Annotated in this window: 17 protein-coding genes; 12 read left to right on the forward strand and 5 right to left on the reverse strand. The window is 53.2% G+C overall.

Annotated elements, in window-relative coordinates:
* The first annotated feature begins 147 nt into the window (after positions 1–147).
* The 10 genes from moaA (at position 148) to LOC67_RS08985 (ending at position 13,089) form a co-directional block, all read left to right on the forward strand.
* Positions 148–1,146, forward strand: a complete 999-nt coding sequence (moaA, locus tag LOC67_RS08940; protein ID WP_230262247.1) for a GTP 3',8-cyclase MoaA — start codon at positions 148–150, stop codon at positions 1,144–1,146.
* 122 nt (positions 1,147–1,268) lie between these two features.
* A complete protein-coding gene (locus LOC67_RS08945; RefSeq protein WP_230262248.1) occupies positions 1,269–2,081 on the forward strand; it encodes an SDR family oxidoreductase in 813 nt (270 codons plus the stop codon).
* A gap of 60 nt (positions 2,082–2,141) precedes the next feature.
* Positions 2,142–3,218 (forward strand): sugar kinase, encoded by a 1,077-nt coding sequence (locus LOC67_RS08950; RefSeq protein ID WP_230262249.1) that lies wholly within the window; start codon positions 2,142–2,144, stop codon positions 3,216–3,218.
* A 440-nt stretch (positions 3,219–3,658) separates the two neighbouring features.
* Positions 3,659–4,570, forward strand: a complete 912-nt coding sequence (locus LOC67_RS08955) for a rhomboid family protein (RefSeq protein ID WP_230262250.1) — start codon at positions 3,659–3,661, stop codon at positions 4,568–4,570.
* Positions 4,571–4,587: 17 nt separating this feature from the next.
* Positions 4,588–5,523: a sugar phosphate isomerase/epimerase family protein gene (locus LOC67_RS08960; protein ID WP_230262251.1), complete on the forward strand. Its 936-nt coding sequence runs from the start codon at positions 4,588–4,590 to the stop codon at positions 5,521–5,523.
* A gap of 75 nt (positions 5,524–5,598) precedes the next feature.
* Complete coding sequence (locus LOC67_RS08965) at positions 5,599–6,156, forward strand: redoxin domain-containing protein (RefSeq protein ID WP_230262252.1); 558 nt, start codon at positions 5,599–5,601, stop codon at positions 6,154–6,156.
* Between the two features lie 205 nt (positions 6,157–6,361).
* Positions 6,362–7,597 carry a precorrin-6y C5,15-methyltransferase (decarboxylating) subunit CbiE gene (cbiE, locus tag LOC67_RS08970; protein ID WP_230262253.1) on the forward strand — a complete coding sequence of 412 codons (1,236 nt, stop codon included), beginning with the start codon at positions 6,362–6,364 and terminating at the stop codon, positions 7,595–7,597.
* A 70-nt stretch (positions 7,598–7,667) separates the two neighbouring features.
* The gene (locus LOC67_RS08975; RefSeq protein WP_410001123.1) at positions 7,668–8,858 is read left to right on the forward strand and encodes a phosphotransferase; all 1,191 of its coding nucleotides are present in this window, start codon (positions 7,668–7,670) and stop codon (positions 8,856–8,858) included.
* A 60-nt stretch (positions 8,859–8,918) separates the two neighbouring features.
* On the forward strand, positions 8,919–11,660 hold the full coding sequence (locus tag LOC67_RS08980; protein ID WP_230262254.1) for a protein-disulfide reductase DsbD family protein: 2,742 nt from the start codon (positions 8,919–8,921) through the stop codon (positions 11,658–11,660).
* Positions 11,661–11,715: 55 nt separating this feature from the next.
* On the forward strand, positions 11,716–13,089 hold the full coding sequence (locus LOC67_RS08985; RefSeq protein WP_315861048.1) for a tRNA modification GTPase: 1,374 nt from the start codon (positions 11,716–11,718) through the stop codon (positions 13,087–13,089).
* A 40-nt stretch (positions 13,090–13,129) separates the two neighbouring features.
* Here LOC67_RS08985 and LOC67_RS08990 read toward each other — a convergent pair whose 3' ends face one another.
* The gene (locus LOC67_RS08990; RefSeq protein WP_230262256.1) at positions 13,130–13,960 is read right to left on the reverse strand and encodes a PhzF family phenazine biosynthesis protein; all 831 of its coding nucleotides are present in this window, start codon (positions 13,958–13,960) and stop codon (positions 13,130–13,132) included.
* A gap of 555 nt (positions 13,961–14,515) precedes the next feature.
* Here LOC67_RS08990 and LOC67_RS08995 point away from each other — a divergent pair.
* Complete coding sequence (locus LOC67_RS08995) at positions 14,516–15,601, forward strand: methyl-accepting chemotaxis protein (RefSeq protein WP_315861049.1); 1,086 nt, start codon at positions 14,516–14,518, stop codon at positions 15,599–15,601.
* Positions 15,602–15,806: 205 nt separating this feature from the next.
* Here the strand turns inward: LOC67_RS08995 and LOC67_RS09000 are convergent, their stop codons facing one another.
* The 3 genes from LOC67_RS09000 to LOC67_RS09010 form a co-directional block, all read right to left on the reverse strand.
* Positions 15,807–16,178 (reverse strand): response regulator, encoded by a 372-nt coding sequence (locus LOC67_RS09000; RefSeq protein WP_230262257.1) that lies wholly within the window; start codon positions 16,176–16,178, stop codon positions 15,807–15,809.
* 86 nt (positions 16,179–16,264) lie between these two features.
* On the reverse strand, positions 16,265–17,068 hold the full coding sequence (locus LOC67_RS09005) for a HEAT repeat domain-containing protein (protein WP_230262258.1): 804 nt from the start codon (positions 17,066–17,068) through the stop codon (positions 16,265–16,267).
* A complete protein-coding gene (locus tag LOC67_RS09010) occupies positions 17,065–17,928 on the reverse strand; it encodes a CheR family methyltransferase (RefSeq protein WP_230262259.1) in 864 nt (287 codons plus the stop codon). Before LOC67_RS09010 ends, LOC67_RS09005 begins: the two co-directional genes overlap by 4 nt.
* A 974-nt stretch (positions 17,929–18,902) precedes the next feature.
* Between LOC67_RS09010 and LOC67_RS09015 the strand changes: the two genes are divergently transcribed.
* Positions 18,903–19,469, forward strand: a complete 567-nt coding sequence (locus LOC67_RS09015) for a hypothetical protein (RefSeq protein WP_230262260.1) — start codon at positions 18,903–18,905, stop codon at positions 19,467–19,469.
* Between the two features lie 178 nt (positions 19,470–19,647).
* On the opposite strand, the gene LOC67_RS09020 is transcribed toward LOC67_RS09015, so the two are convergent.
* Complete coding sequence (locus LOC67_RS09020; RefSeq protein ID WP_230262261.1) at positions 19,648–21,456, reverse strand: polymorphic toxin-type HINT domain-containing protein; 1,809 nt, start codon at positions 21,454–21,456, stop codon at positions 19,648–19,650.
* Between the last annotated feature and the right edge of the window lie 147 nt (positions 21,457–21,603).

Here is a 21,603-nt window from a genome sequence, read left to right on the forward strand (position 1 = left end):
AACTCGAATCATTCACAACGGTTCCATGTTCGGTGGCCCGGTATAAGATTGCATAAGAAACGCACCTCTCGGTCATCCGAAGCGAAACGTCCCAGCACCAAAAGTCCCAGAATCAAAAGTCACTGCACGGCAGCTTTACGTCACCTTATGGATCAGCCCATCAAGCTTACCGATCGATTCGGACGGGTTCACCGTTCGCTGCGTCTGAGCGTGACAGACCGCTGCAACCTGCGATGTTTCTATTGCATGCCTGCCGAAGGGGCGACCTTCGTGCCTCGGCCCACCTTGCTGACTTTTGAAGAGATCACTCGCATTGTTCGTTTACTAAGCGAGCGTTGTGGGATCAAGAAACTTCGCCTGACCGGCGGCGAGCCCTTGGTGCGGCGCGAAATCACGAAGCTTGTCGCGATGTTGGCAGAACTCGAAAGCCTGACCGAGCTATCGCTGACGACCAACGCGGTCTTATTGGAATCGATGGCGGCTGAACTTCGTCAAGCCGGACTGAACCGAATCAACATCAGCCTTGATACCCTAGATGAGGCGACGTTCGAAAAGCTGACTCGCCGCCAAGGCCTGGACAAAGTCTTGCGGGGAATCGATGCGGCGATCGCGGCGGGATTCGAACGCATCAAACTAAACACCACCGCGATTCGCGGCGTTACCGAAGACGCGATCGTTCGCTTAGTACGTTTCGCATTCGACAAAGGAGTGCAGATTCGTTTCATCGAATTCATGCCATTGGACGCCGAACGTAATTGGACCGATCAAGGCGTTCTTAGCGGCGATGACATCCGCCAGATCATCGAAGCGAACTTCGGCCCGATGATGGACTGTCGAACCGACCCGTCGCAACCGGCGACGGACTTTGAGGTGGCCGGCTACGGTTCGATCGGGCTGATCGAATCGGTGTCCAAACCGTTCTGTGAATCTTGCGACAGGATTCGATTAACCGCCGACGGGTCGATTCGAAATTGTCTGTTCTCTCAGGACGAATTTCCGATCCGAGATCTGCTGCGAAGCGGTGCCAGCGATGGCGAGTTAATTGAGCGATTCGCAATGGCTGTGGAGGGAAAACAACCCGGCCATGGGATTGGCGAGGCCGGGTTCGTTCCCCCTGATCGCCCGATGTACTCCATCGGCGGCTAGTTCGGCAGATCATCTGCTGGGGGGAGCAAGCGGTTTGGTCTGGAGATTTGCCAACCGAACCGGGTTGCGGTGCATCATTCAGCCACTGTTAGCGAGGCGGCTGAGCGAGTAGATTAGCCGCCATGAACGATCTATTTCAATTAAACGACGATGTGGCGACCGTGATCGGCGGTACGGGTGAACTTGGCGGCCTGATGGCGGAGGCTGTCGGATCCTATGGTGCCAAAGTTGCCGTGCTGGGCCGAAACGCCGAACGTGGCAACGCTCGCGCTCAAAAAATCATCGACGCTGGTGGCCAAGCCAAGTTTTTCGCCGCCGACGGTCTGAAGGCCGAATCGCTTGACGATGCCCGCAAAGCGATCGCGGATTGGGCTGGTGCACCGACATCAGTGCTGATCAATGCGGCAGGCGGGAATCGGCCTGAGGCGACCATCCCACCCGGTGGTGACTTTTGTAAGTTGCCCCTGGATGCGTGGCGTGACGTGTTCGATTTGAACTTGGTTGGCGGGGCCTTGTTGCCATGCCAAATTTTCGGCCAAGACATGATCGACGCCGGCGTCGGTAGCATCATTAATATCGCTTCGATGAGCGGCATGATTCCGTTGTCTCGCGTCGTTGCGTACTCGGCCGCTAAAAGTGCGGTGATTAATCTGACGATGTGGCTCTCACGCGAATGGGCGACCACCGGAGTCCGCGTTAACGCAATCAGCCCCGGATTCTTTCCGGCCGAGCAGAATCGCAAATTGCTTTTCAACGACGATGGAAGCTACACCGAACGTGGCGGCCAGATCATTGGGCACACCCCGATGGGTCGGTTCGGCAATCCCGATGAATTGGCCGGCGCGACCGTCTGGCTGGCCAGCCGCAATGCGTCATCGTTCGTTACCGGACAAAACATTGCCATCGATGGCGGCTTCGCTTCGGTCACCATTTGATCCCATCGATCGCAACTTAAATTTCCCAAGAATACCTCCTGTCAATTCAGACGAACTTCAATGATCGAATTACGTTCCGATGCCAAATACTCGTTGATCATCCCAACCAGCATGGGCATCCGCCTGACGCCAGTTGACCATCAACCGTTTCATTGCAGCGACACCTTCAAGATGCAAGCGACCAGCGCCGAATCCAACGTCGGCAGCGTGTCGTCGTTCCTCGGCTTGCCAGTCAAAATCCTGACGGCGTTCGTCGAAGGCAGCCCGATCGCACGATTCATCAAAGACGACTTGGCTCGCCGTCACATGGATTATGAAGGCCCCGAATTTGTCCAAGACAATCCTTGGGGCGTTCGGCACCAAATCAACATGGCCGACAGTGGCTGGGGATCGCGCGGTCCTCGTGTCCAAAACGACCGTGCCGGCGAGGTCGGACGTAAACTGAACGTCAAAGATTTCGATCTCGAACGGATCTTCGGTGGCGAAGGTGCCAAAATCGTTCACATGAGCGGACTGATCGCGGCGCTTTCGGAAGAAACCAGCCAGTTCTGCCTGGAGATCGCGCGAGCGGCGAAGAAGCACAACGCGCGTATCTCGTTCGACCTCAATCACCGAGCGTCGTTCTGGGTTGGCCGTGAAGAAGAACTCTCAGCCGCCTTCAAAGAGATCGCCAGCCTGTCTGACATCCTGATCGGCAACGAAGAAGATTTCCAACTTTGCTTGGATATCGAAGGCCCCGAAGCGGGTGGCAAAGACATCGGTGCAAAGATCGATGGCTTTAAAGAAATGATCGGACGCGTGAAGAAGGAATACGGCGGCGCGACCTTGTTCGCGACGACTTTGCGAGAAGTCGAATCGGCAAACCATCACCACTGGGGCGCGATCGTTTCCCACGGCGATGACTTCGTCGTTGTCGAGCCACGTTCCATCGGCGTTTACGATCGAATCGGCGGCGGAGACGGATTCGTTGGCGGTCTGCTGTACGGCGTCCTCAATGGCTGGGATGCCGAAAAGAGCACTCAGTTCGGATGGGCAACCGGGGCTTTGGCCGCAACTTCGGCAACCGATTACGGGCAGCCAGCTGACGAAGACCAAGTCTGGAGCATCTGGAAAGGCAACGCTCGCGTCCAACGCTAGTTTCCTAGGTGGCACCTCGTCACAACTGAATCATCGCAAACGCTCGTCGGATACCGGCGGGCGTTTGCTTTTGGCAGTGACTTAATATCGCCTCCGGCAGATAACCAAACTGTTGGCAAAATTTGGTCCTCAGCCCCGCACGGGCGATGTGATCGATCTGACGGCTGCCAGGCAATGCATGCCGTCTTTACAGCGAGAAATCGGACAATCGCGAAAGGTTGTCCCCTCAACATTCGGGTTCATCGTCTCTTTTGAACCAATCTCGACCGGCAGATTGGCAATCCGGTAGGATACCAACGGAATTCATTAGGGAATCGACACCGGCGGAATCCGACGGACGCGACCAGTCGAACCGGGTTACTCGGCCCGATTGGCGGAAATGAAGTCGCCCGTGGATTCCATGTTCAATGTATCAAGAACCCGCTATTTAGTTGACACGAATGGGACTGTACGACCGCGACTATGGTCGCGATGACGAATTGTCACCTTGGGAGCGCCATCAGCGATCTCAACAACCTAAAAGCATCGCCATCATCTTGCTGGCGGTGACTTGTGGTGCTTGGGTTCTCGATATCTTGACCACCAGGAACGCGGGCGGAGTTCGCGTCAGCGTCATCGGCGAATGGCTGGCTTGCTACGGCACCACGGTGATTCACCCGTGGTATTGGTACCAGTTTCTGACTTATGGGTTCGTGCACGATATCGAACGGCCGTTCCATATCCTGTTCAATATGTTCAACCTGTACTTCTTTGGCCGGGCATTGGAAATGCGGCTGGGGAGATGGGAATTCCTGCGTTTCTACCTGGCCTCGATCGTGTTCGCCGGGATTCTTGGCGCAGTGACCTACTGGATCATTGGAAATCCTAACGGCAGTTTCATTGGGGCCAGCGGGGCCGTATCAGCTTTGTTGATACTGTTCGTCTGCTTTGACCCACATGCCGAACTGGATCTCTTTGGTGCAATTCGAGTCAAAGCACTTTGGATTGTTGCGGCATTCTTGATTTGGAACGTACTCGGTTCACTGCAAATGTTCAGCGCCGCGGGCCAAGCCGGCGGTGGTACCGCGTTCACAGTTCACCTTGCCGGTGCGGCATTCGGTTATCTGTATCACGCACAGCGGTGGAATTTCAGTTGGTTGGACCCGACTGGCTTTCGGCGGTCACTCAGAACTTCGGTGCGACAGACGAAGTTAAAGATCCATGATCCTGATTCAAAGCTTCAAAAAGAAGAGCAGGAAGTTGATCAGATTCTGGCTAAAATTCATGAGTCGGGTGAAGAGAGTTTGACCCGAGCCGAAAGGCGAACCTTGGAACGCCACAGCCGCCGCCAGCGCGAAATGCGCAACAAATAAAGCCGAATCGCCCCCGCATGAAATCTGAATCTCGCTACCTGTTTGATCGTCGCCAATGGTTATCGGCCACAGCGACCACTGCCTTGGCCGCCAGCCTGGCTAGCCCTTTGCGGAGCTTGGCCGCAAATCACGGCGAGTCGCTGCCATACCTCGATCGATTGGGCCTGCAGCTATACACGGTTCGCAACCAAATGGCGTCCGATCCTCGAGGCACACTCAAGGCGATTGCCGCCGCTGGATATAAACAGGTCGAACTGATGTCGGTTGACCAAGACGCATTGCAATTAGCGGCGATGGCTCGCGAAGAAGGACTTCGCGTCCATAGTGGATTCGTCAATTGGCGAAGCATCGCGACACCCGAACAGAACCCTGACTTCGACGTCGACCAAACAATCGAAATGGCCGAACGTATCGGGCTTCGTCATTTGGTGTTTGGATACATCGATAAAGGCTCGCGTGACACGGCAGACAAATGCAGGGCGATTGCTGATCGTGCGAACGCCGCGGCGGCCAAAACACGTGATGCCGGAATGCGAATGGCTTATCACAACCACTCGTTCGAATTTGCCGAACTCGATGGCGGAAAGGTCAACGCTTACGACATTTTCATCGAGCGGTTCGATCCGCAGCTGATGGATTTCGAGCTAGACGTGTTTTGGGTCAAGATCGCCGGTCATGATCCCATCGCCTTGATGAAGAAACTTGCCGGACGAATCACGATGGTCCACCTGAAAAATCTAAAGGAAGGGACACCGACGATTCACGACGAAGGTGCCGTGCCAGATGAAGCATTTCAAGAATGCGGCGTAGGCACAATTGATATGCCAGCGATCATGCGATTGGCCAAAGAGATTGGTGTTTTGGAATGCCATGTCGAACAAGACCAATCACCCGCACCGCTGGAAAGCATCGCGCAAAGTTATCGCTTTCTTTCTGAATCATCAAAGCCATAGCACGTCGTTGGCTCGTCATCCCCGTTTCCATTTCATTCAAACATTCTGGTGCCTGTGATGACGTTCTTCAAAACGATGACCTCCGCTGCCGTGCTTGCGACCCTGCTGGTGCACGCTTCCGAATTGTCCGCGAAAGACCCGATTGCGGTCGGCGATAAGGCCCCAGATTTTGAACTGCCTGTGCAAGGCAAGGATGAATACGTGACCCTGTCTGAACTGGTTGAAGACGGTCCCGTGGTCGTTGTCGTGCTTCGCGGTTATCCCGGATATCAGTGCCCGATTTGCAGCCGCCAAGTAAGCGGACTATTCAATCGCACCAAAGCGTTGACCGCTGCCGCTGGCGATCAACCACGCCGAGTGGTCTTGGTCTATCCCGGCCCCGAAAACCAACTGGACCGTCGTGCGGATGAGTTCATGGGTGCGAAGCGAATGCCCGAAACATTCGTCTTTGTACGCGACCCTGATATGAAAATGGTCACCGAATGGGGACTACGCTGGGACGCACCCCGCGAAACTGCTTACCCCTCCACCTATGTCATCGGCCCCGGCCGCCGAGTCAAATGGAGCAAGATCAGCCACTCTCATGGCGATCGGGCAACGGTTGAAGATATCCTCAAAGGCTTGCGGCAATAAATTTTCCTGCTCGGCTGTGTCCGAATCGGCTGCACTCGTATAACTAGGGCATGCTGCCAGTTGGGGCGTTCGGTACTAATTGGAGTATCGTGCCCTTCGAACTTGGTGCCCCTTCAATTCGGTGATGGTGCGTCAGACGCGATTTCAACTTTCCGCGTCTTGCCCGCAGCCGACAGTCGATTTTTTGTTTTCAGGAGAACATTGCGTGACCGCTCGGATTCATATTGTCGGTATTGGCGATGACGGACTGGATGGCCTAACTGGGCATGCCAAGTCGCTTTTAACGTCGGCCGAACTGGTCATCGGATCGACCGCGTTGATCAACCGCTTGGGCAGCGCCGTTACAGCGGAAAAAATCGAATGCAATGGTGGGCTTGATGAGTTGAAACAAGCCCTCGCAGATCTACCTGAAAAGCCGACCGTTTTGCTCGCAAGTGGCGACCCATTGTTTTATGGGATTGCCAACTACCTGACCGAAACGATCGGTAAAGAACGCTTTGAAATCGTGCCTCACGTCAGTTCCATGCAACTGGCGTTTGCTCGAGTCAAAGAAAGCTGGGACGATGCCTACCTTTCCAACCTTGCCGTTCAACCGCTCGATCGCGTTGTCGACATGATCCGATCGGCCGAACGTGTCGGACTATTTACCACCGACTCGATCACACCATCGGTGGTCGCCGAAGCGTTGCTTGATCGTCGTATCGACTACTTCAATGCCTATGTTTGCGAAAACCTTGGGACACCTCGCGAAACGGTAACGCAGGGTGATTTGCAATCGATCCGAGGCCAATCGTTTTCGTCGCTGAACGTGATGGTCTTGGTTCGGCGAACCGGTGCCGCCGATTTACCAAGTACTCGCAAGCGAACACGACTGTTTGGAAACCCCGACGATGTTTTCTTGCAATCCCGTCCCAAACGTGGATTGCTAACACCGTCAGAAGTTCGCTGTGTCGCTTTGGCTGAATTGGAACTGCAAAGTGATTCCATTGTCTGGGACGTTGGCGCAGGTAGCGGTGCACTGGCGATCGAAGCCGCTTCGATTGCGACCGCGGGAAAAGTCTTTGCGATCGAGATGGATGCCGAAGACTATAACTTGATGCTGCAAAACGCGGAACGTTTCGACGTCCCTTCGTTGGTTCCGATCCACGGACAAGCTCCCGCCGCATGGGCAAACCTGCCAGACCCCAACGCCGTCTTTGTCGGTGGCAGTGGACGTGTCGTTCCCGATCTCGTTCGTGAAGCCGCAAGTCGAATGAAAGAAGGGCAGATCGTGGTGAGTGTTTCCAGCCCTGACAACCTTGTTGCGGTTCAAGCGGTCTTGGAAGAAGCCGGATTTCGAGCGGAAGTTCGCATGATCAACATCGCACGAGGCCAACATCAACTTGACCGAGTTCGATTCGAATCACTCAATCCGATGTTTTTGATCGTCGGCGGAAAATGATCGACGCTGGCAGTCACGCACTGCCTAGCAACAGACCAACGATTGCGAACAATCAGGATGGTTAAACGCAATGTCCGCAATTCCAACCGAAGTCCTGCGACTTCTGGATACTCTGAAGGTTGAACGCATCGCGACGATTGCCGGAGGCATGAGTGGCGCGGCAGCATTCCGATGCGACTCCGCAAATGGATTTCCGGCGTTTGCTCTCAAATGCTGGCCTGCGCAGACTTCACTCGACCGTGTTCGGCAGATTCACGAGCACGTTACCAGCCTAGCAAACGAGCTAGCATTCATCCCAAGCTATCAAACGCAGCGGGATGGTAAGACATGGTTCGTCGATTCCGCCGGGCGAGCTTGGGAGGTCTCGAAATGGATGCCCGGGCAACCATTGTCAGCAAACGCATCACGCGAGCAAATCACCATTGGGGCCATAGCACTCTCGGCGGTGCATCGCCAAATGAGTCGCCTGGAATGTGCCAATCGCCCATCTTCAGCGATCCAAGATCGGCTCAGTCGATTTCAAAGCATTTCCGCTCCGCTTTCTAAATGCCTTGATAGCAACCTGTCGGGGCCTGTCCCCAATCGAACGGGGACAGACCCCGAACAGGTTTTGCAGGCAATCCGATCGGCTTGTCAGCTCCTACGGCGTTGCTGGCAAAATCGCTCTCGATTGCTTTCATCTCAGCTGGCGCAGTTCCAAACGTGCTATGTCCCCCAGCACTGGATTTTGCGGGATGTCCATCGCGAACATGTGCTTTTCGAACAGGGGCGTGTGTCGGGAATCATTGATTTCGACGCCATGCGTTTTGATACGCCTCTGGTCGATTTTGCTCGCTGGCTGGGTGGGTTTGATAGCTTCTGGGAAGCCCCGGAATCCGTCACCTCAGAAATCATGGCGGAAGCCTCTGCCTCACAGCCATTTCTCCAAAGCCCGATCTCGTCACCCCTGCTCGACCACACTGGCGAGCCGATAAGGACCACCACTGATACGGAATTCGGCATCGTTGATTCCCAGTCGGCAGCGATACCGGGTGTTCGAGCACCGGAGCCGAATGTCGGTTCACCCGCCGGTTTGCAAGCTTTGCAGACGGCCGATTCTATTAAACTAGTAGTGATGATCGCCCGAGCGACACTTTGGCTCAGCTTGGGCAACTGGGTGGTTTGGCTACTCGACGAGTCGAGACAATTTCCTGATTTAGGCCGGGTCGCCGAGCGAATTGGTCGATTGACCGATTACGCCTCATGCGATGCTGAACATTGACGTTTTTTGACCCCGACAAGTAAACTTCGCGGTTCAAACAAAATGACAGTCCAAGCGATCATGAATCGAATCGATAACCCAACGCAAATGATGCGGCGACTAAAGATGAAACTATCCCGCCATAGCTCGGTACCTTCATTGCTTTCATGGTCCCTCACGGGCATCGTGATAATGATGCTGACCTTGAACGCTTCACCGGCGATGGCGCAGCTCGATAGCTCCGCATTCAACCCCAACGGATTTGGGCAAGCCGATTCGTTTGGCGGTGGCGACGATGTCTTCGACAGCATCAACTTTGGAAGCCTAGCGACAAATTCGGCCGAGCCTTACCAGTTCTCTGCAAAGTACTTCGCCAGTGGCGGCAAAGGCCGTGTCGAGGTCGAAGCAACCATTGGCAAAGCTTGGCATATCTACTCGACAACGCAGCCATCCGGTGGCCCCCTGCCAACCAAGCTGGCGATTAAGTCGCCCGCATCTGTGAAGATCACCGGTCCGGCTGAACCTGATGAGCCACCGACCAAGAGCGTTTCTGACATCTATCCCGGTGTCACGATCGAAGAACACGAAGGCACCGTCATTTGGTCGGCACCGATCAGCCTGCCTGTCGGATACGAAGGCGACATCGAAGTCGAAATCCAATCACTGGTTTGCAAGACCGGCGGATCCTGCATGCCAGCCAACGAAACGTTGGTCGCCATTCATTCAGGCCCGTTTACCGAACAGCTTTCGGTATCCACCGCTGCTGATCAAGATGGCAATACAGACCCATTCGCATCGGAGTCTTCTAAAGCCACGAAATTCCAAGACGAAGATTACGAAGTGTCATGGCTTGCTGGCGTTTCAACATCGATCGCACCTGGGCAACGCGGCCAAATCCTTTTCCGGGCAAAGCCATCTGGATCGTATCACGTCTACAGCGCCAAAACCGACGACAGCCGCAACGCGACCAACTTCGTCGTCACCGAAAAAGACGGTTTGAAAGTCGGCAAGCCATTCACCGAACAACCGTTGATCAAGTCAGAAGTCTTGCCTTCTGTCCGATACCACGATGGCGATGCGACTTGGTCACTTCCGATCGCGGTACCAGAATCTGCAAAAGCGAAAGCCTACGAGATTAAAGGCTACGTCGCTTACCAAGCGTGTAACGACAGCAGTTGCCTGCAACCGATGGCGTTTGAATTCACCGCGACGGTTAACGTTGCGAAGGAAACCGACGAATCATTGCTTCCGGTCAAGATTACGTCGGCAAAGTACGTGAACGCTCTTGATGCGGCGGGCCAAAACCAATGGGTTGATCCGGTCGACCCGATCTCGACAGACAAACCACAACTTTCATCCGACTCGCAGTCTAGCGATGAGCTGATCGCGGACAACGGAATTGAAAACGGCGATGACGAAGACGACGCGGCAGCCGTGTTGATTGAACAACCCGGACGCAAAGCGGCGTTGCCGTTTATCCTGCTGCTCGCATTTGGTGGCGGCATCATTTTGAATCTGATGCCTTGCGTGTTACCGGTTGTCGGTTTGAAAGTGATGAGCTTCGTGCAGCAAGCAGGTGAAGATCGTAAACGCGTGATGCTGCTTAACTTTGCCTACGTCGCCGGGATCATGACAGTCTTCGGGCTGCTGACATGCTTGGCCGTGTTTGCGTCCTTTGGCTGGGGACAACAGTTAGCATATTTCCCAGTGCGTCTGGGACTGACCGTTCTGGTCTTTGCGTTGGCATTGTCATACTTGGGTGTTTGGGAACTGCCCACACCAGGTATCGCAACGGGTGGAAAGTCACAAGATCTACAGCAACGCGAAGGGCCCGTCGGTGCGTTCTTTACCGGAGTGTTCGCGACGCTAATGGCCACGCCTTGCAGCGGCCCGCTTCTTGGAGCCGCACTGGCGTATACGATTTCATTACCGGGCCCTGAAAAAGCCGCTGTGCTTTTGACCGTCGGTCTCGGAATGTCGATGCCTTACGTGATCCTAGGAATCTTTCCAAAGCTGGTCAGTTTTCTACCCAAGCCTGGCAATTGGATGGTCACGCTGAAAGAGTTCCTCGCGTTCCTTTTCTTAGGCACCGTGGCATTCTTTTTCAACCAATTCAGCGACGCACAGAAGTTACCCGTATTCGTGACGCTCATCGGCGTTTGGTTCGGCTGCTGGATCATCGGCAAGGTGCCACCGTGGGAATCGATGAAGAAACAGATCCGCGGTTGGTCAATCGGTGTTGTCAGCGCTGTCTTGATTGGCATCGCATCGTTTTCTTACCTGACCGCCAAACCAGTCATTCGCGCCGAAGGCGGTGGTGTTGAATACATCGTTGACGATCACTTGCGATGGGAAAAGTACGACGAACAACGCTTGAAAGACCTGCACGCGATGGGTAAGACCGTCATGCTGGACTTCACCGCGTCGTGGTGCGTCAACTGCATCGTCAACAAAGAGGTTGCCTTGGATACCGAGCAGACTCGCAAAATGCTCGAGACGCTTGACGGTGTTGCCATGCTCGCTGACTTGACCGATCAACCCGAAGACCTGGTTCGCAAGCTCGAAACAGAACTGGGCAGTAAGTCGATTCCGATGCTGGCGATCTACCCTGGAAAGTCACCCAAGCAGCCCATCATTCTGCGAGACTTGGTCACTCAGGGTATGGTGCTAAACGCTTTGGAATCAGCCGGACCAAGTGTCGGCGGTGCAACGCAAAACGAATCCGTCACCACAGCCCAATCAGAGTTGAAAGCTCTGTCAGAGTCAAAAACCCAGTCCACTCGCTACATTTCAGCTCCGGCTTCGACTGCAGACAATCATTGATCGAGCTGGGTCACAACAGCTGATACAAGATGGCTGAAAAGCAATGACAACGGGCATGGTCGACATCTGCGAGACAATCATTGCCATCGCAACACCGCCGACCCAAGCGGTGCGCGGTGCGATCCGATTGTCAGGTTCTGAATCATTGGATGTCATCAGTCGATTGGGAATCGAACCCGTTTCGCTAACACGACCGCACCGCATCGACGGCGAAATTGATTTAGGTTCGCCGCTGGGTTCTGTCCCCGTCCGCGTTTTAATCTGGCCGACCGCGCGAAGCTATACCGGCCAACCATCGGTCGAACTGCATACCTACGGTTCGCTGCCGATTCTGCAGTCGATCGTTGATGCCGCCACATCGGTCGGTGCCCGCGCGGCAAGACCAGGCGAGTTCACGATGCGAGCCTTTCTAGCAGGACGGTTAGACTTAGCCCAAGCCGAAGCGGTCTTGGGTGTCATTGATGCCGAATCACGTGGTGCGCTTGATCATGCGCTGCGTCAGTTGGCTGGCAACCTTTCAAAACCGATCGAATCGCTTCGTGGGGAATTGCTGAACCTTCTTGCGGATGTCGAAGCCGGGTTGGACTTTGTCGACGAGGATATCCAATTCATCGAAGACGATCACCTAATCTCGCGATTGGAATCGATCGCAGATTCCATCGCCGAAGCTCGCACCCAAATGGACCAGCGCCGTGGTGACAAATCTGGTTGGACCCTGGCGCTACGCGGATTGCCCAACGCCGGTAAAAGCAGTTTGATTAATGCATTGACCGGACGTGAAGCGGCGATCGTCACGGACGTGGCCGGTACAACCCGTGACGTCGTTTCGGTTGAAATTGAGCTGGACGGTTACAACCTGTTGCTAGCCGACACAGCAGGACTGGAAATCGTCGAAGGCGAATCGCCAGACGACCAAATCATGCGACAAGCTCAATCCCATGCTGGCCGTGCGGGGCATGACGCAGATATCCGCCTTTGGTGCGTCGACTACACCGACCAAAATTTCCAGCAAGATGCCGACAAGGTGCGTGTCCTTGCGACTGAAAAGCGGCGATCGTCAATCGATCTGTGGATCGCGACTAAATGCGATCACCCCGATACCAATCCGCCGTCACCGTGGCTGGCAACCAGCGCACAAGAAGGTACCGGGATCGATCAACTAAAACAGATCATCGTCGATTCGATCGAGCAACAAAGCTCTGGCGATTCGACGTCGGTCATCGGGACCGCAGCTCGCTGCCGCGGTAGCTTACAAGCCGCAGAAGAAGCCATCGCTTCGGCGCTGGCTTATGTTCGTGGCGAAGACGGCCACGAATACGTTAGTAGCGAATTGCGTTTAGCGGTTTCAAATCTTGGCGAAGTCACCGGAGCGGTCTACACCGATGACATTTTGGATCGCGTCTTCAGCCGATTCTGTATCGGCAAATAGCAGGGATGTCATTTTGGACGCTGCCCTGCGTTTCGCTAGATTAGTGATCGATGGCGACTTTGAGACGAGCTTGCATCACCGTCACGGCGTTTCCGCTTAAGTGGACACGATCACCGACTATCTTGCACGTCACGATTCCGCCGCGCGAGGAAGCTTGATAGCCAACGAGATCTTGCCTGCCAAATACTTGCGCCCAGTACGGTGCCAAGCAACAATGCGCCGACCCGGTCACCGGATCCTCGTTGATCCCACAGCTTGGTGCAAAGAATCGTGAAACGAAATCAATCCCATCGCGGGTACTTGGACTCGTCAGCATCACACCACGTGTTTGCAACTTGGTCAGGGCACTAAAATCTGGAAGAGCCGATTCGACGATAGACCCGTCATCAACAATCACCAACAAGTCAAACGGACTTTGCAGAACAATCGCCTTGCCGACTCCCAATGCATCGCAAGCTTCGCGTGCCAGCGTGTCAGAGTCACACGGCCTCGGTGGGGTCGATGGGAAATCCATGGTGATCGAATGATCGCGATACTCGCAAAGTAGCTCGCCGCTGCGTGTGTTAAAGCGAATTGGATGTTGTCGATCAACAATGTCTCGTTCTAACAAGACGTGCGCCGTCGCTAGTGTCGCGTGACCACACAGATCGACCTCTGTTGCCGGCGTAAACCAACGCAAGTCGAAATGTCCGGGTCGATCAGTCGCAACGACAAAGGAAGTTTCGGACAAGTTCATTTCCGCCGCGACATCTTGCATCCATCGATCTGAGGGGAATCGATCTAATACACAAACGGCAGCCGGGTTTCCCGCGAAGGGTCGATCCGTGAATGCATCCACCTGCCAAAGTTCGATTCCGTCGTCATTTAACATTTGGCAAGTCATCCGTTGAGTTGTAAATACTGATTGAGTGCTGCACGTGACTGAATCAAAGGACCTTGAATCGTCGCCTTAGGTTCGCCAAAGAAAGCCGCAGTTATTGCTCCGCCATCTGCCAAAATCGAACACCTATGTCATCACGAGCAAGGTTCTTTGCAATTCCTGAAATAGACAGTCCACTTATGAAGATTCAGCTTCGGTCCCGTACTCGGCTGGACAGACCTACATGTTTTGATCGAGGGGTTTCCTGCAATTCCTGGTTCTTTCATCCATCGGTTCGATGCCACTTTTGCGAGACCCTATAGTTTGCCGGATTTGCAATTAACGGGCATTCATCTTGGATTTTGAAGCCTTTCTGAACTGCCGAAGCCTTCCGCTTCGGATCGACCCTAAGGGTGAACGGTGAAACGTATGGGTGTTGTTTCAAATCGCGAACGTTCTAAAAGGAAACCGAACCTGGTCATTCTTTGCCTTGCGATTATTGGCACAATTAGCTTTCTTTTCCTATCTTTCCGTTCGTCTGGGCGAAACACTCGGATTTCCGAGGCATTGATTCTCGCACATCAGCACGAATTGTTGTTGGCACAAACGCTTCCGATTCCGCCCGATCTGGACGACTCCGAAGCACTGCTGAAACGCTTGAAAAGCGACCCATTTTTCGCAAGCGTCGCTCAACTGGGATCAGACCTTTCGGACATCGACGCAAGTATCCAGCAACACCAGACGTCGTTCAACCAACTCATTTCATCGGTTGACTCGGCCGTAGACCCCCAAGCCGTGTCACGTGTCAAAGGTCAGGCTCACCGACTTAGCGAGCTACTTGTCAAAGGTTCTGCGGCGAGTCGCACATCAATGAATCGCGCGCTTCTAGTGAGCAGCATGATGGCTTTGTTGTGCGTGCTCGCACCAATCGTATTGATCCGCGACGATCGCGATCGTGAAGAAAGCGAGCACGAGGAACTCATCGCAGAGGTCAACCCCGTCGTTGAATCACCTCAGCTAGCTGAGCCACCGTATACTTCGGGTCCTTCGGAAGCCGCTCGTGCAGCTGCCGAATCCATCAATCATCATATTGATAGTCTTGCCGTAGATATTGAAGGTTTTGAAACGAGCATCCGTGACATCTCTGTCAACGCGTCCGACGTAGCGACAATTGCAAGAGAAGCTGTCAACTCGACCAATCGAACGAACACCACCATCACTCGTCTTGGTGAACGCAGTAGCGAGATTGGAAAAGTGGTCTCGGAAATCAGTGCGATTGCCAATCAAACAAACTTGCTTGCTCTCAATGCAGCGATTGAAGCAGCACGAGCTGGTCAGGCAGGCCAAGGATTTGCGGTCGTTGCTAACGAAGTTAAAGAACTGGCACAAAAGGCCAGCGCATCGACGGATGCGATCTGCAAACGGATCGATGGTATCCGTGCTGACACAGTCGACGCGATGGATGCCAGCAGACTTGTCTGTGAAATCATTCATCGCATCTGCGAAACCCAGGACACTATTTCTAACGCTGTTAATAATCAATCAGTGATGGTCTCGAGTATCTCTCGAAACCTGGCTGAAGTAACGTCCGGGATGGAAGACCTGAACCAATCGTTTGCAGGATCGGGAAACGAGGTCAGTGGACGGCTTTAGTTCATGTCACAGCTTCGCATGTCTCTCGAATGAAAACGCTGGAAAGTTAGGTAGCGGTGCCTGATACGATCCCGTGACGATGCCTCGCTGTAACACCACCTCGTCTACCGGCAAGGCCAACAGGTCGTAAAGGATAGCTAGGTGCCCGATCACTGGCTCGGTCGGTAGCAAGCCATAACCTCTCCGCGATTTGTTCGTCTAATTCCTAATTGCCCAACAACATCTTCGCATTTGTAACCAAATTGTGTTTCGTTGCGGGTTTAACAACGTAGACGTTTACCCCAGCGGCATATCCTTTAGATTTATCCGCCTCATCGGACTCGGTCGAAACCATCATAATTGGCGTATTCTCATACCCCTTGGCAGCTCGGATCGATTTGGTGAGGCTGTATCCATCCATCTTTGGCATGTTTAGACCAGTGACGATCAAGTCGAATCGTCGTCGCAGTAGTATCTCCGTCGCCTCACTACCGTTTTCCGCTGCCTCGACTTGAAATCCGCCACACTGCAACAGAAATGAATGCAGGTCACGCACCATCTCCGAACGGTCGACAACTAAAACTTTTGCTGACATCATAGAAACCTGGAATTGTCGTGAACTGCCCCTCCGCTTCGCAGTTTTTACGACGAAGCCAACGTTTCCAACCGATACGTTTTGCTCATCTAATTGCAGCAAGCATTGCCTATTTGGTCAGAAGACAAATTCTCTGTACCGTACCTTTGCAGAGTCAGGGTTGCATACTCGGCGACGACTTCATTTTCATGCTGAGCAAGTTCGTGAAAAACAGGCTTCCATGTTTCGTACTGCAGCGCTGACAATGCATGCATGGCAGAGAAGACGACCATTGGATCCTCTTGCTTCGTCAATTGGATCAACGTATTGACCGCAGTATCACCACCGATTTGACCGAGACTCTTCGCAACGGAACATTGCATCCAAGCATGGCTATCGGCAGCACCAATTGAACTAATCAATTTGTCGACGCTCTTCGTCCCCCTGATCTCTCCCAACGCTTCGGCTGCTGCGGCAGCGACATTGGAATCATCGTCATCGAGTGCATTGATGAGAGCTTCTTCGGAGTTTGGATTTCCAATCATCGAAAGAATATCAATCGCAAACTTGCGCACGTCCTTACTTTCATGCTTTAGAAGCTGTTCGAGCGGATCTATCGATTCGTCACCGATCCGATAGAGTATCTCGCACGCGGCGTTTCGGATCGAAGGCTCTTCGCTGTTGAGCAGAGGAATCACAGCGTTGATGGTTTTTACACCCCCGATTGATACCAGCGCGTCAACGATCAATTCTCGCATCGCAGATGACGGAGATTCAATCAGAGCGACCAAAGGTGTGATCGCTGCGACGGACCTTGCTTCACCAAGATCTTCAATTGCACGTCGACATGTTGCTTCGTCCTCACTTTCTAAATCACCAAGCAAACTTTTAAGTTCATTTTCAAGCACAATCATTCTCCGATACTACGTTCATGTTGCCCTTCCCAAGGTTTCCGATAGGCAATATTGCACCCACTGGAAACCACTTCAAATGCTGCACTAATGCGCCCCACTGACTCCGAGTGCCCGAGAAAGAGGTATCCCCCTGGTACTAATGCGTCGTAGAAACGAGCGAGTATTTTCCGGCGCATCGTATCGTTGAACTTGACCAACGCATTGCGACAGAAGATGGTGTCGAAACCGCTTTGGGCTCGCATCGCGGGTCGGTCGATCAAACTGAGTTGCTGGAAATCTACGGTCTCGCGGATTTCATCACAAACAACATGCTGGCCAAGCCGATACCGGAAAAACTCTTTGTAGTATGGGTCTGGCACGTCATGTACGGAGCAGTCGGTGTACGATGCACGTTGCGCGGCAGCAAGCAATTTGGAATCAATATCTGTTGCCAAGACTCCGACATCCCAGTCCTGAAAGTCCTCGATACAGGTACGAAGAATGATTGCCAATGTGTAAGCTTCATCGCCCGTCGAACATGCCGCACTCCAAACAGAAAGCTTTCGTTCACCAGCAGCTTTGCGGCGGGCTATCAATTCCGGCACCACGTCGTTAGCGAAATAGGCCAACTGGGGGTATCCCTGGAAGAAGCTCGTTTCATTCGCCGTCAACGATTCGATCAGTTGCCCAAGCTCTTCACTTGATTGATCTTCGTGCCTCAAACGGCGACAGTACTCCTGTGGAGTCTGACAACCAATCGTAGTGCATCGCCGTTTCACTCGCGTGTCGACCAGTACGGCCTTACGTTCATCGATAGACAAACCCGCAGAGTCGTAGACAAGCTTTCGGATCAGGTCGAAATTTCGTTGGTCGACTTCCATACTTCTCTAAAGCTCACGAATCTCGGTACATATCAGGTGCATCGAATTTGTTTTTCATCGATCAACTCAGGCGAACAAAGTTTTCGATGCTGCAAATTCCGAAGTCATCGCAAGAGTTTTCTCATGTTACAAACCGCGGTTCTGGTTCTCGGTCGACAAGCCCAATCTCGTACCGTGAAAGCACCAAATTCAATTTGAAGCTCTGCAATGGTGATCACGCCAATATGTAAAACCAGATTGGGGATAGATCCATCCGAGCTCACAAGACAAGCCTGCATGCCTTTCAACCTGGCTCTCCGAAACATCTGCCGGACTATGATCGAGCCTCAGACCGGCGCGGCTCCAACTTGCTCTCAGGTATGAATCCGATGGATCATCTTTCCCAAATCTGTCAGCCCCACATTCCCCAGGCACGAATCGCCTGAAGTAAAACACGGCACCTTGACGCTAGCCCATACCGAACCGTTTGTCGCGGACACCACTAACTCTCCAAACAATACTGAAGTCAACTTATTCGAGCCATTTCGCGCGATCGAATTGCTGAGGTATATCTCTCCTGGTTTCTTATCTGCGCAATGGTAGAAAGCCAAACGAAAACTGACCAAGGTTGCTGACTGTTATTCATCAACAGGCATTGGCAACCGGTAGTGACTGGCTCCTGCATCTCGAATCGCCACCAGCACCGTCGCGAAATACTCCGGTTGCTGTAGGGCAAACCCAACTTTCATGGGGTGAGATGAGGCAAAGCCCCCAAGCGACTTGATTTGCGTTGAATCGCATTGAAGCCCGAATACGATGGGGCTTTCCCCATATGTAGGGCCATGGTGATTGTCAGTTCACGCGATCCATCGCTGACACTGAGGGTGTTTCCGCGTCAATCGTTTACCGCTCTTCATGGACAAAGCCATCGTTCCTTATCAGGGAGCAGTGACTCAAAAGAATCCTTCGAGCAAGTTCTAAAACCCACATACTAAATGGACAAATACTACCTCAGTTGTGGCGATGTTCGACAAGTCATCTCCGCTCGCGATAGCCTCTCTGCAATGCAGCGACTGCTGGAAGACCTGCTAGGCGAATGGATGAGTCGGTGGAACGATTTCTCGGAAATCACGGTAAGTAAACGCGGCTTTGATTCCTCCGAATCGTTCGCGGTCGATACCTTGTCCGTTATCTTTTGCACTTCGCTGGCATCCAAATTTGGCCTGAACCAGCTATTTGATTCGATTCGTATTCAGACCGAACCAGCCACCTCTACAAGGGCTCCTGCTGACAGCCGCGAAAGCAAACTGACGTTCTATCCTCTGGATCACTTTCCAGTGAAACCCGGCGACGAAACCATGATGATGCGTTCATGGGCGGTTGCCGGACACGGCACAACGGTTCATGTCTGGCAGGTAGACGAACAACCTTTGTTCATTGACGTCTATTCTGTCGAGCTTGATAACTTCGATGACATCATCTCGTCGCCCCCGCGAGTCGAACTGAAGATCGACTCGACCGATCAATCTGAACAACTCTTTGCAGCGCTGAGCACCATCTAGACGCCCCGGTCCGTTCGTCTTCATGCCCTTGCACTGCGAGCTTTCGCGTGCGAGTTCAAAATGAAGTTGACGGACTTTTTCAGCGCCGCCAGCAAACGCGCCGACACAGAGAAAATCGCGATCAACGCCGCCGAGACCAAACGTGTTCTCAGTGAAGCGTTTCTGGTGCTCGCCTGAATCATTCTGATTTCGCGACCAAATCGCCGTTCCAACCAGGAATGGGATTCCGATTGGAGGAACGGACAACATTGTCGTGAACAAGATAGCCGACGTCACCGACAAAATAGTTGTTTGTGCCATCGACAACTAAGTTGAACGCTTCCGTCGGAAGACCACCTTCGATCACTTCCAACGTGCCCGCGTCTTCGATCCCGTGCAATTGGTCACCGGGGTTCAAGTCCTTTGCCATCGTCCAACCTTGGCCGACAACCCAAAATGGGTGCCCGACCGTTGCGGTAATTACCTCACCGGAAACAATCATTCGCATGGTATCACTGGGCGGCCGAACCGTGGTTCGAACGACCAACTTGTACATCAGCTCGCCAGTGTCGGTGTCTCGCGAAAGTACTTTATCGCCGCTACGAATTGATTCGATCGGACGTTTTCCAGTCTCTGTGTGAACAAGAGTGCCCGCCGGGAAACATTCGCTCCGAGGCGGTGTGGGAATGATGATCGAGCCCTGGCGGGATTCAGTTTGGGCCAGAAAGACCTGCTGCTTGTTATCAGGGATGTAGTACTCGTTGTATCCTTTCCACCAATCCCACCACGCTTTTGGTGAATCGTCGACGGCTTCTCCTGTAGCAACCCTTAGTGCCTCGTAGATCCGGCCATTGCTCAATTGAAATCCGTCGTTGCGGGTATCGATCAATCGCTTTGTCTGTGCGATCCGTTGCCTTTGAAAGTTGTACTCTGTAAGCATCATCCGCTGATAAGCGAGCGTTTGTCGTGCCAAGGGCGTATTTGTAGTGATCCCGGCATTGCTTGTTTTTGCGAGTGTCACAACGTCATCCGCCCTTTCTTGGCGAATCACCATTTGACTTACCAAAGCGTCACCCATGCGATTCAAGGTTGAACGATACTCGATTGGCGTATTCAACTGATCCAGATACTGTGGTGCATAGGAATGAACCGGATGCTGTTGTAACTGCATCGCCGCATTCATTCTCGACTGCGAGTCGTTCAGTTCCAGTGACAGACGGACAAGAGCATTCGAGGACGATTGGTCTTTGATTCGGCCGATCGTTTCCAACAGGTGTTTCTGCAATGACACATCGCACTTGTGCGTATGCTGTTCTAATGCCGGGATTGCGTTGGCATCATCGATGGCGCCGATCGCTCGCCATGCTTCGGCGCGACGCGTGGGAGATGGATTTTTGGTGTCTTTCGCCAGCTTTGAAATCACAGGCATCCACTGCTTCAATGCCTGCTCTCGTTGATTATCAGTTCGGCGTTGCGCGGTGATGTCATCAAGGCTTACCCAATTCCCTTTGTAGACCCGCATTTGCAACCGAGAGCGTGCCTCGGAATTGGAACGATCAAACTGCAACACGTTTTCCCAGTGCATACGCTCGCGGTCGGACAGCTTGTTCGACCGACACCAACGGGCAAGCTCGATCTCACCGGCCAAATTACCCTGCAAACGATTCCGCAAATCGTGATAAGCCAGCAGCCGCTCATCGCTCGAATTCTTCAACGCAGCAAGCGAGACGGGAACCCATTCTTTTCCAGCTTTCAAATTGCCTGAAAGCCAATTCGCGGTCTGATTTTCCGGGTCGAACTCCATTGCCTGATTCAACAATTGTTGCCTCTGTTGGCTTTCACCTTGAAGCTCAGCCTGTAGTGCCTGTTGAACGAGAGCTTTCGAGCGGACGAGGACATCCGAAGCCTCCTCGGCTGAAGTTGCAGACGGGACAAGGACCGCAATAGCAAGGATCGCAATCAAGACTTGGCTGAGACCGCTAGCGGATCGAATCGCTGAAAGAAGCATTGGAGCACTCGATTTAGAAGAGACGAGAAACAAGCGGTGAAGATGACAGTGTCAACCATCCCGTATCCAAATGGTGTCAATCATGCTGCAGAGGTCAGATGTACTAGGATTCGTTATAGCGAAAATCCCAACCCATCACAAAGCTTT

It is taken from the genome of Stieleria sp. JC731 (genome assembly GCF_020966635.1).
In the GTDB taxonomy this organism is placed as follows: Bacteria; Planctomycetota; Planctomycetia; order Pirellulales; family Pirellulaceae; genus Stieleria.

Coding starts and splice junctions, on each gene's coding strand:
- moaA (WP_230262247.1), top strand. CDS start 148: ATGGATCAGCCCATCAAGCTTACCGATCGATTCGGACGGGTTCACCGT.
- LOC67_RS08955 (WP_230262250.1), top strand. CDS start 3,659: ATGGGACTGTACGACCGCGACTATGGTCGCGATGACGAATTGTCACCT.
- LOC67_RS09010 (WP_230262259.1), bottom strand. CDS start 17,928: ATGGAAGTCGACCAACGAAATTTCGACCTGATCCGAAAGCTTGTCTAC.
- LOC67_RS08990 (WP_230262256.1), bottom strand. CDS start 13,960: ATGTTAAATGACGACGGAATCGAACTTTGGCAGGTGGATGCATTCACG.
- LOC67_RS09005 (WP_230262258.1), bottom strand. CDS start 17,068: ATGATTGTGCTTGAAAATGAACTTAAAAGTTTGCTTGGTGATTTAGAA.
- LOC67_RS08980 (WP_230262254.1), top strand. CDS start 8,919: ATGAATCGAATCGATAACCCAACGCAAATGATGCGGCGACTAAAGATG.
- LOC67_RS08945 (WP_230262248.1), top strand. CDS start 1,269: ATGAACGATCTATTTCAATTAAACGACGATGTGGCGACCGTGATCGGC.
- LOC67_RS09015 (WP_230262260.1), top strand. CDS start 18,903: ATGGACAAATACTACCTCAGTTGTGGCGATGTTCGACAAGTCATCTCC.
- LOC67_RS08985 (WP_315861048.1), top strand. CDS start 11,716: ATGGTCGACATCTGCGAGACAATCATTGCCATCGCAACACCGCCGACC.
- LOC67_RS09000 (WP_230262257.1), bottom strand. CDS start 16,178: ATGATGTCAGCAAAAGTTTTAGTTGTCGACCGTTCGGAGATGGTGCGT.
- LOC67_RS09020 (WP_230262261.1), bottom strand. CDS start 21,456: ATGCTTCTTTCAGCGATTCGATCCGCTAGCGGTCTCAGCCAAGTCTTG.
- LOC67_RS08950 (WP_230262249.1), top strand. CDS start 2,142: ATGATCGAATTACGTTCCGATGCCAAATACTCGTTGATCATCCCAACC.
- LOC67_RS08975 (WP_410001123.1), top strand. CDS start 7,668: ATGTCCGCAATTCCAACCGAAGTCCTGCGACTTCTGGATACTCTGAAG.
- LOC67_RS08960 (WP_230262251.1), top strand. CDS start 4,588: ATGAAATCTGAATCTCGCTACCTGTTTGATCGTCGCCAATGGTTATCG.
- LOC67_RS08965 (WP_230262252.1), top strand. CDS start 5,599: ATGACCTCCGCTGCCGTGCTTGCGACCCTGCTGGTGCACGCTTCCGAA.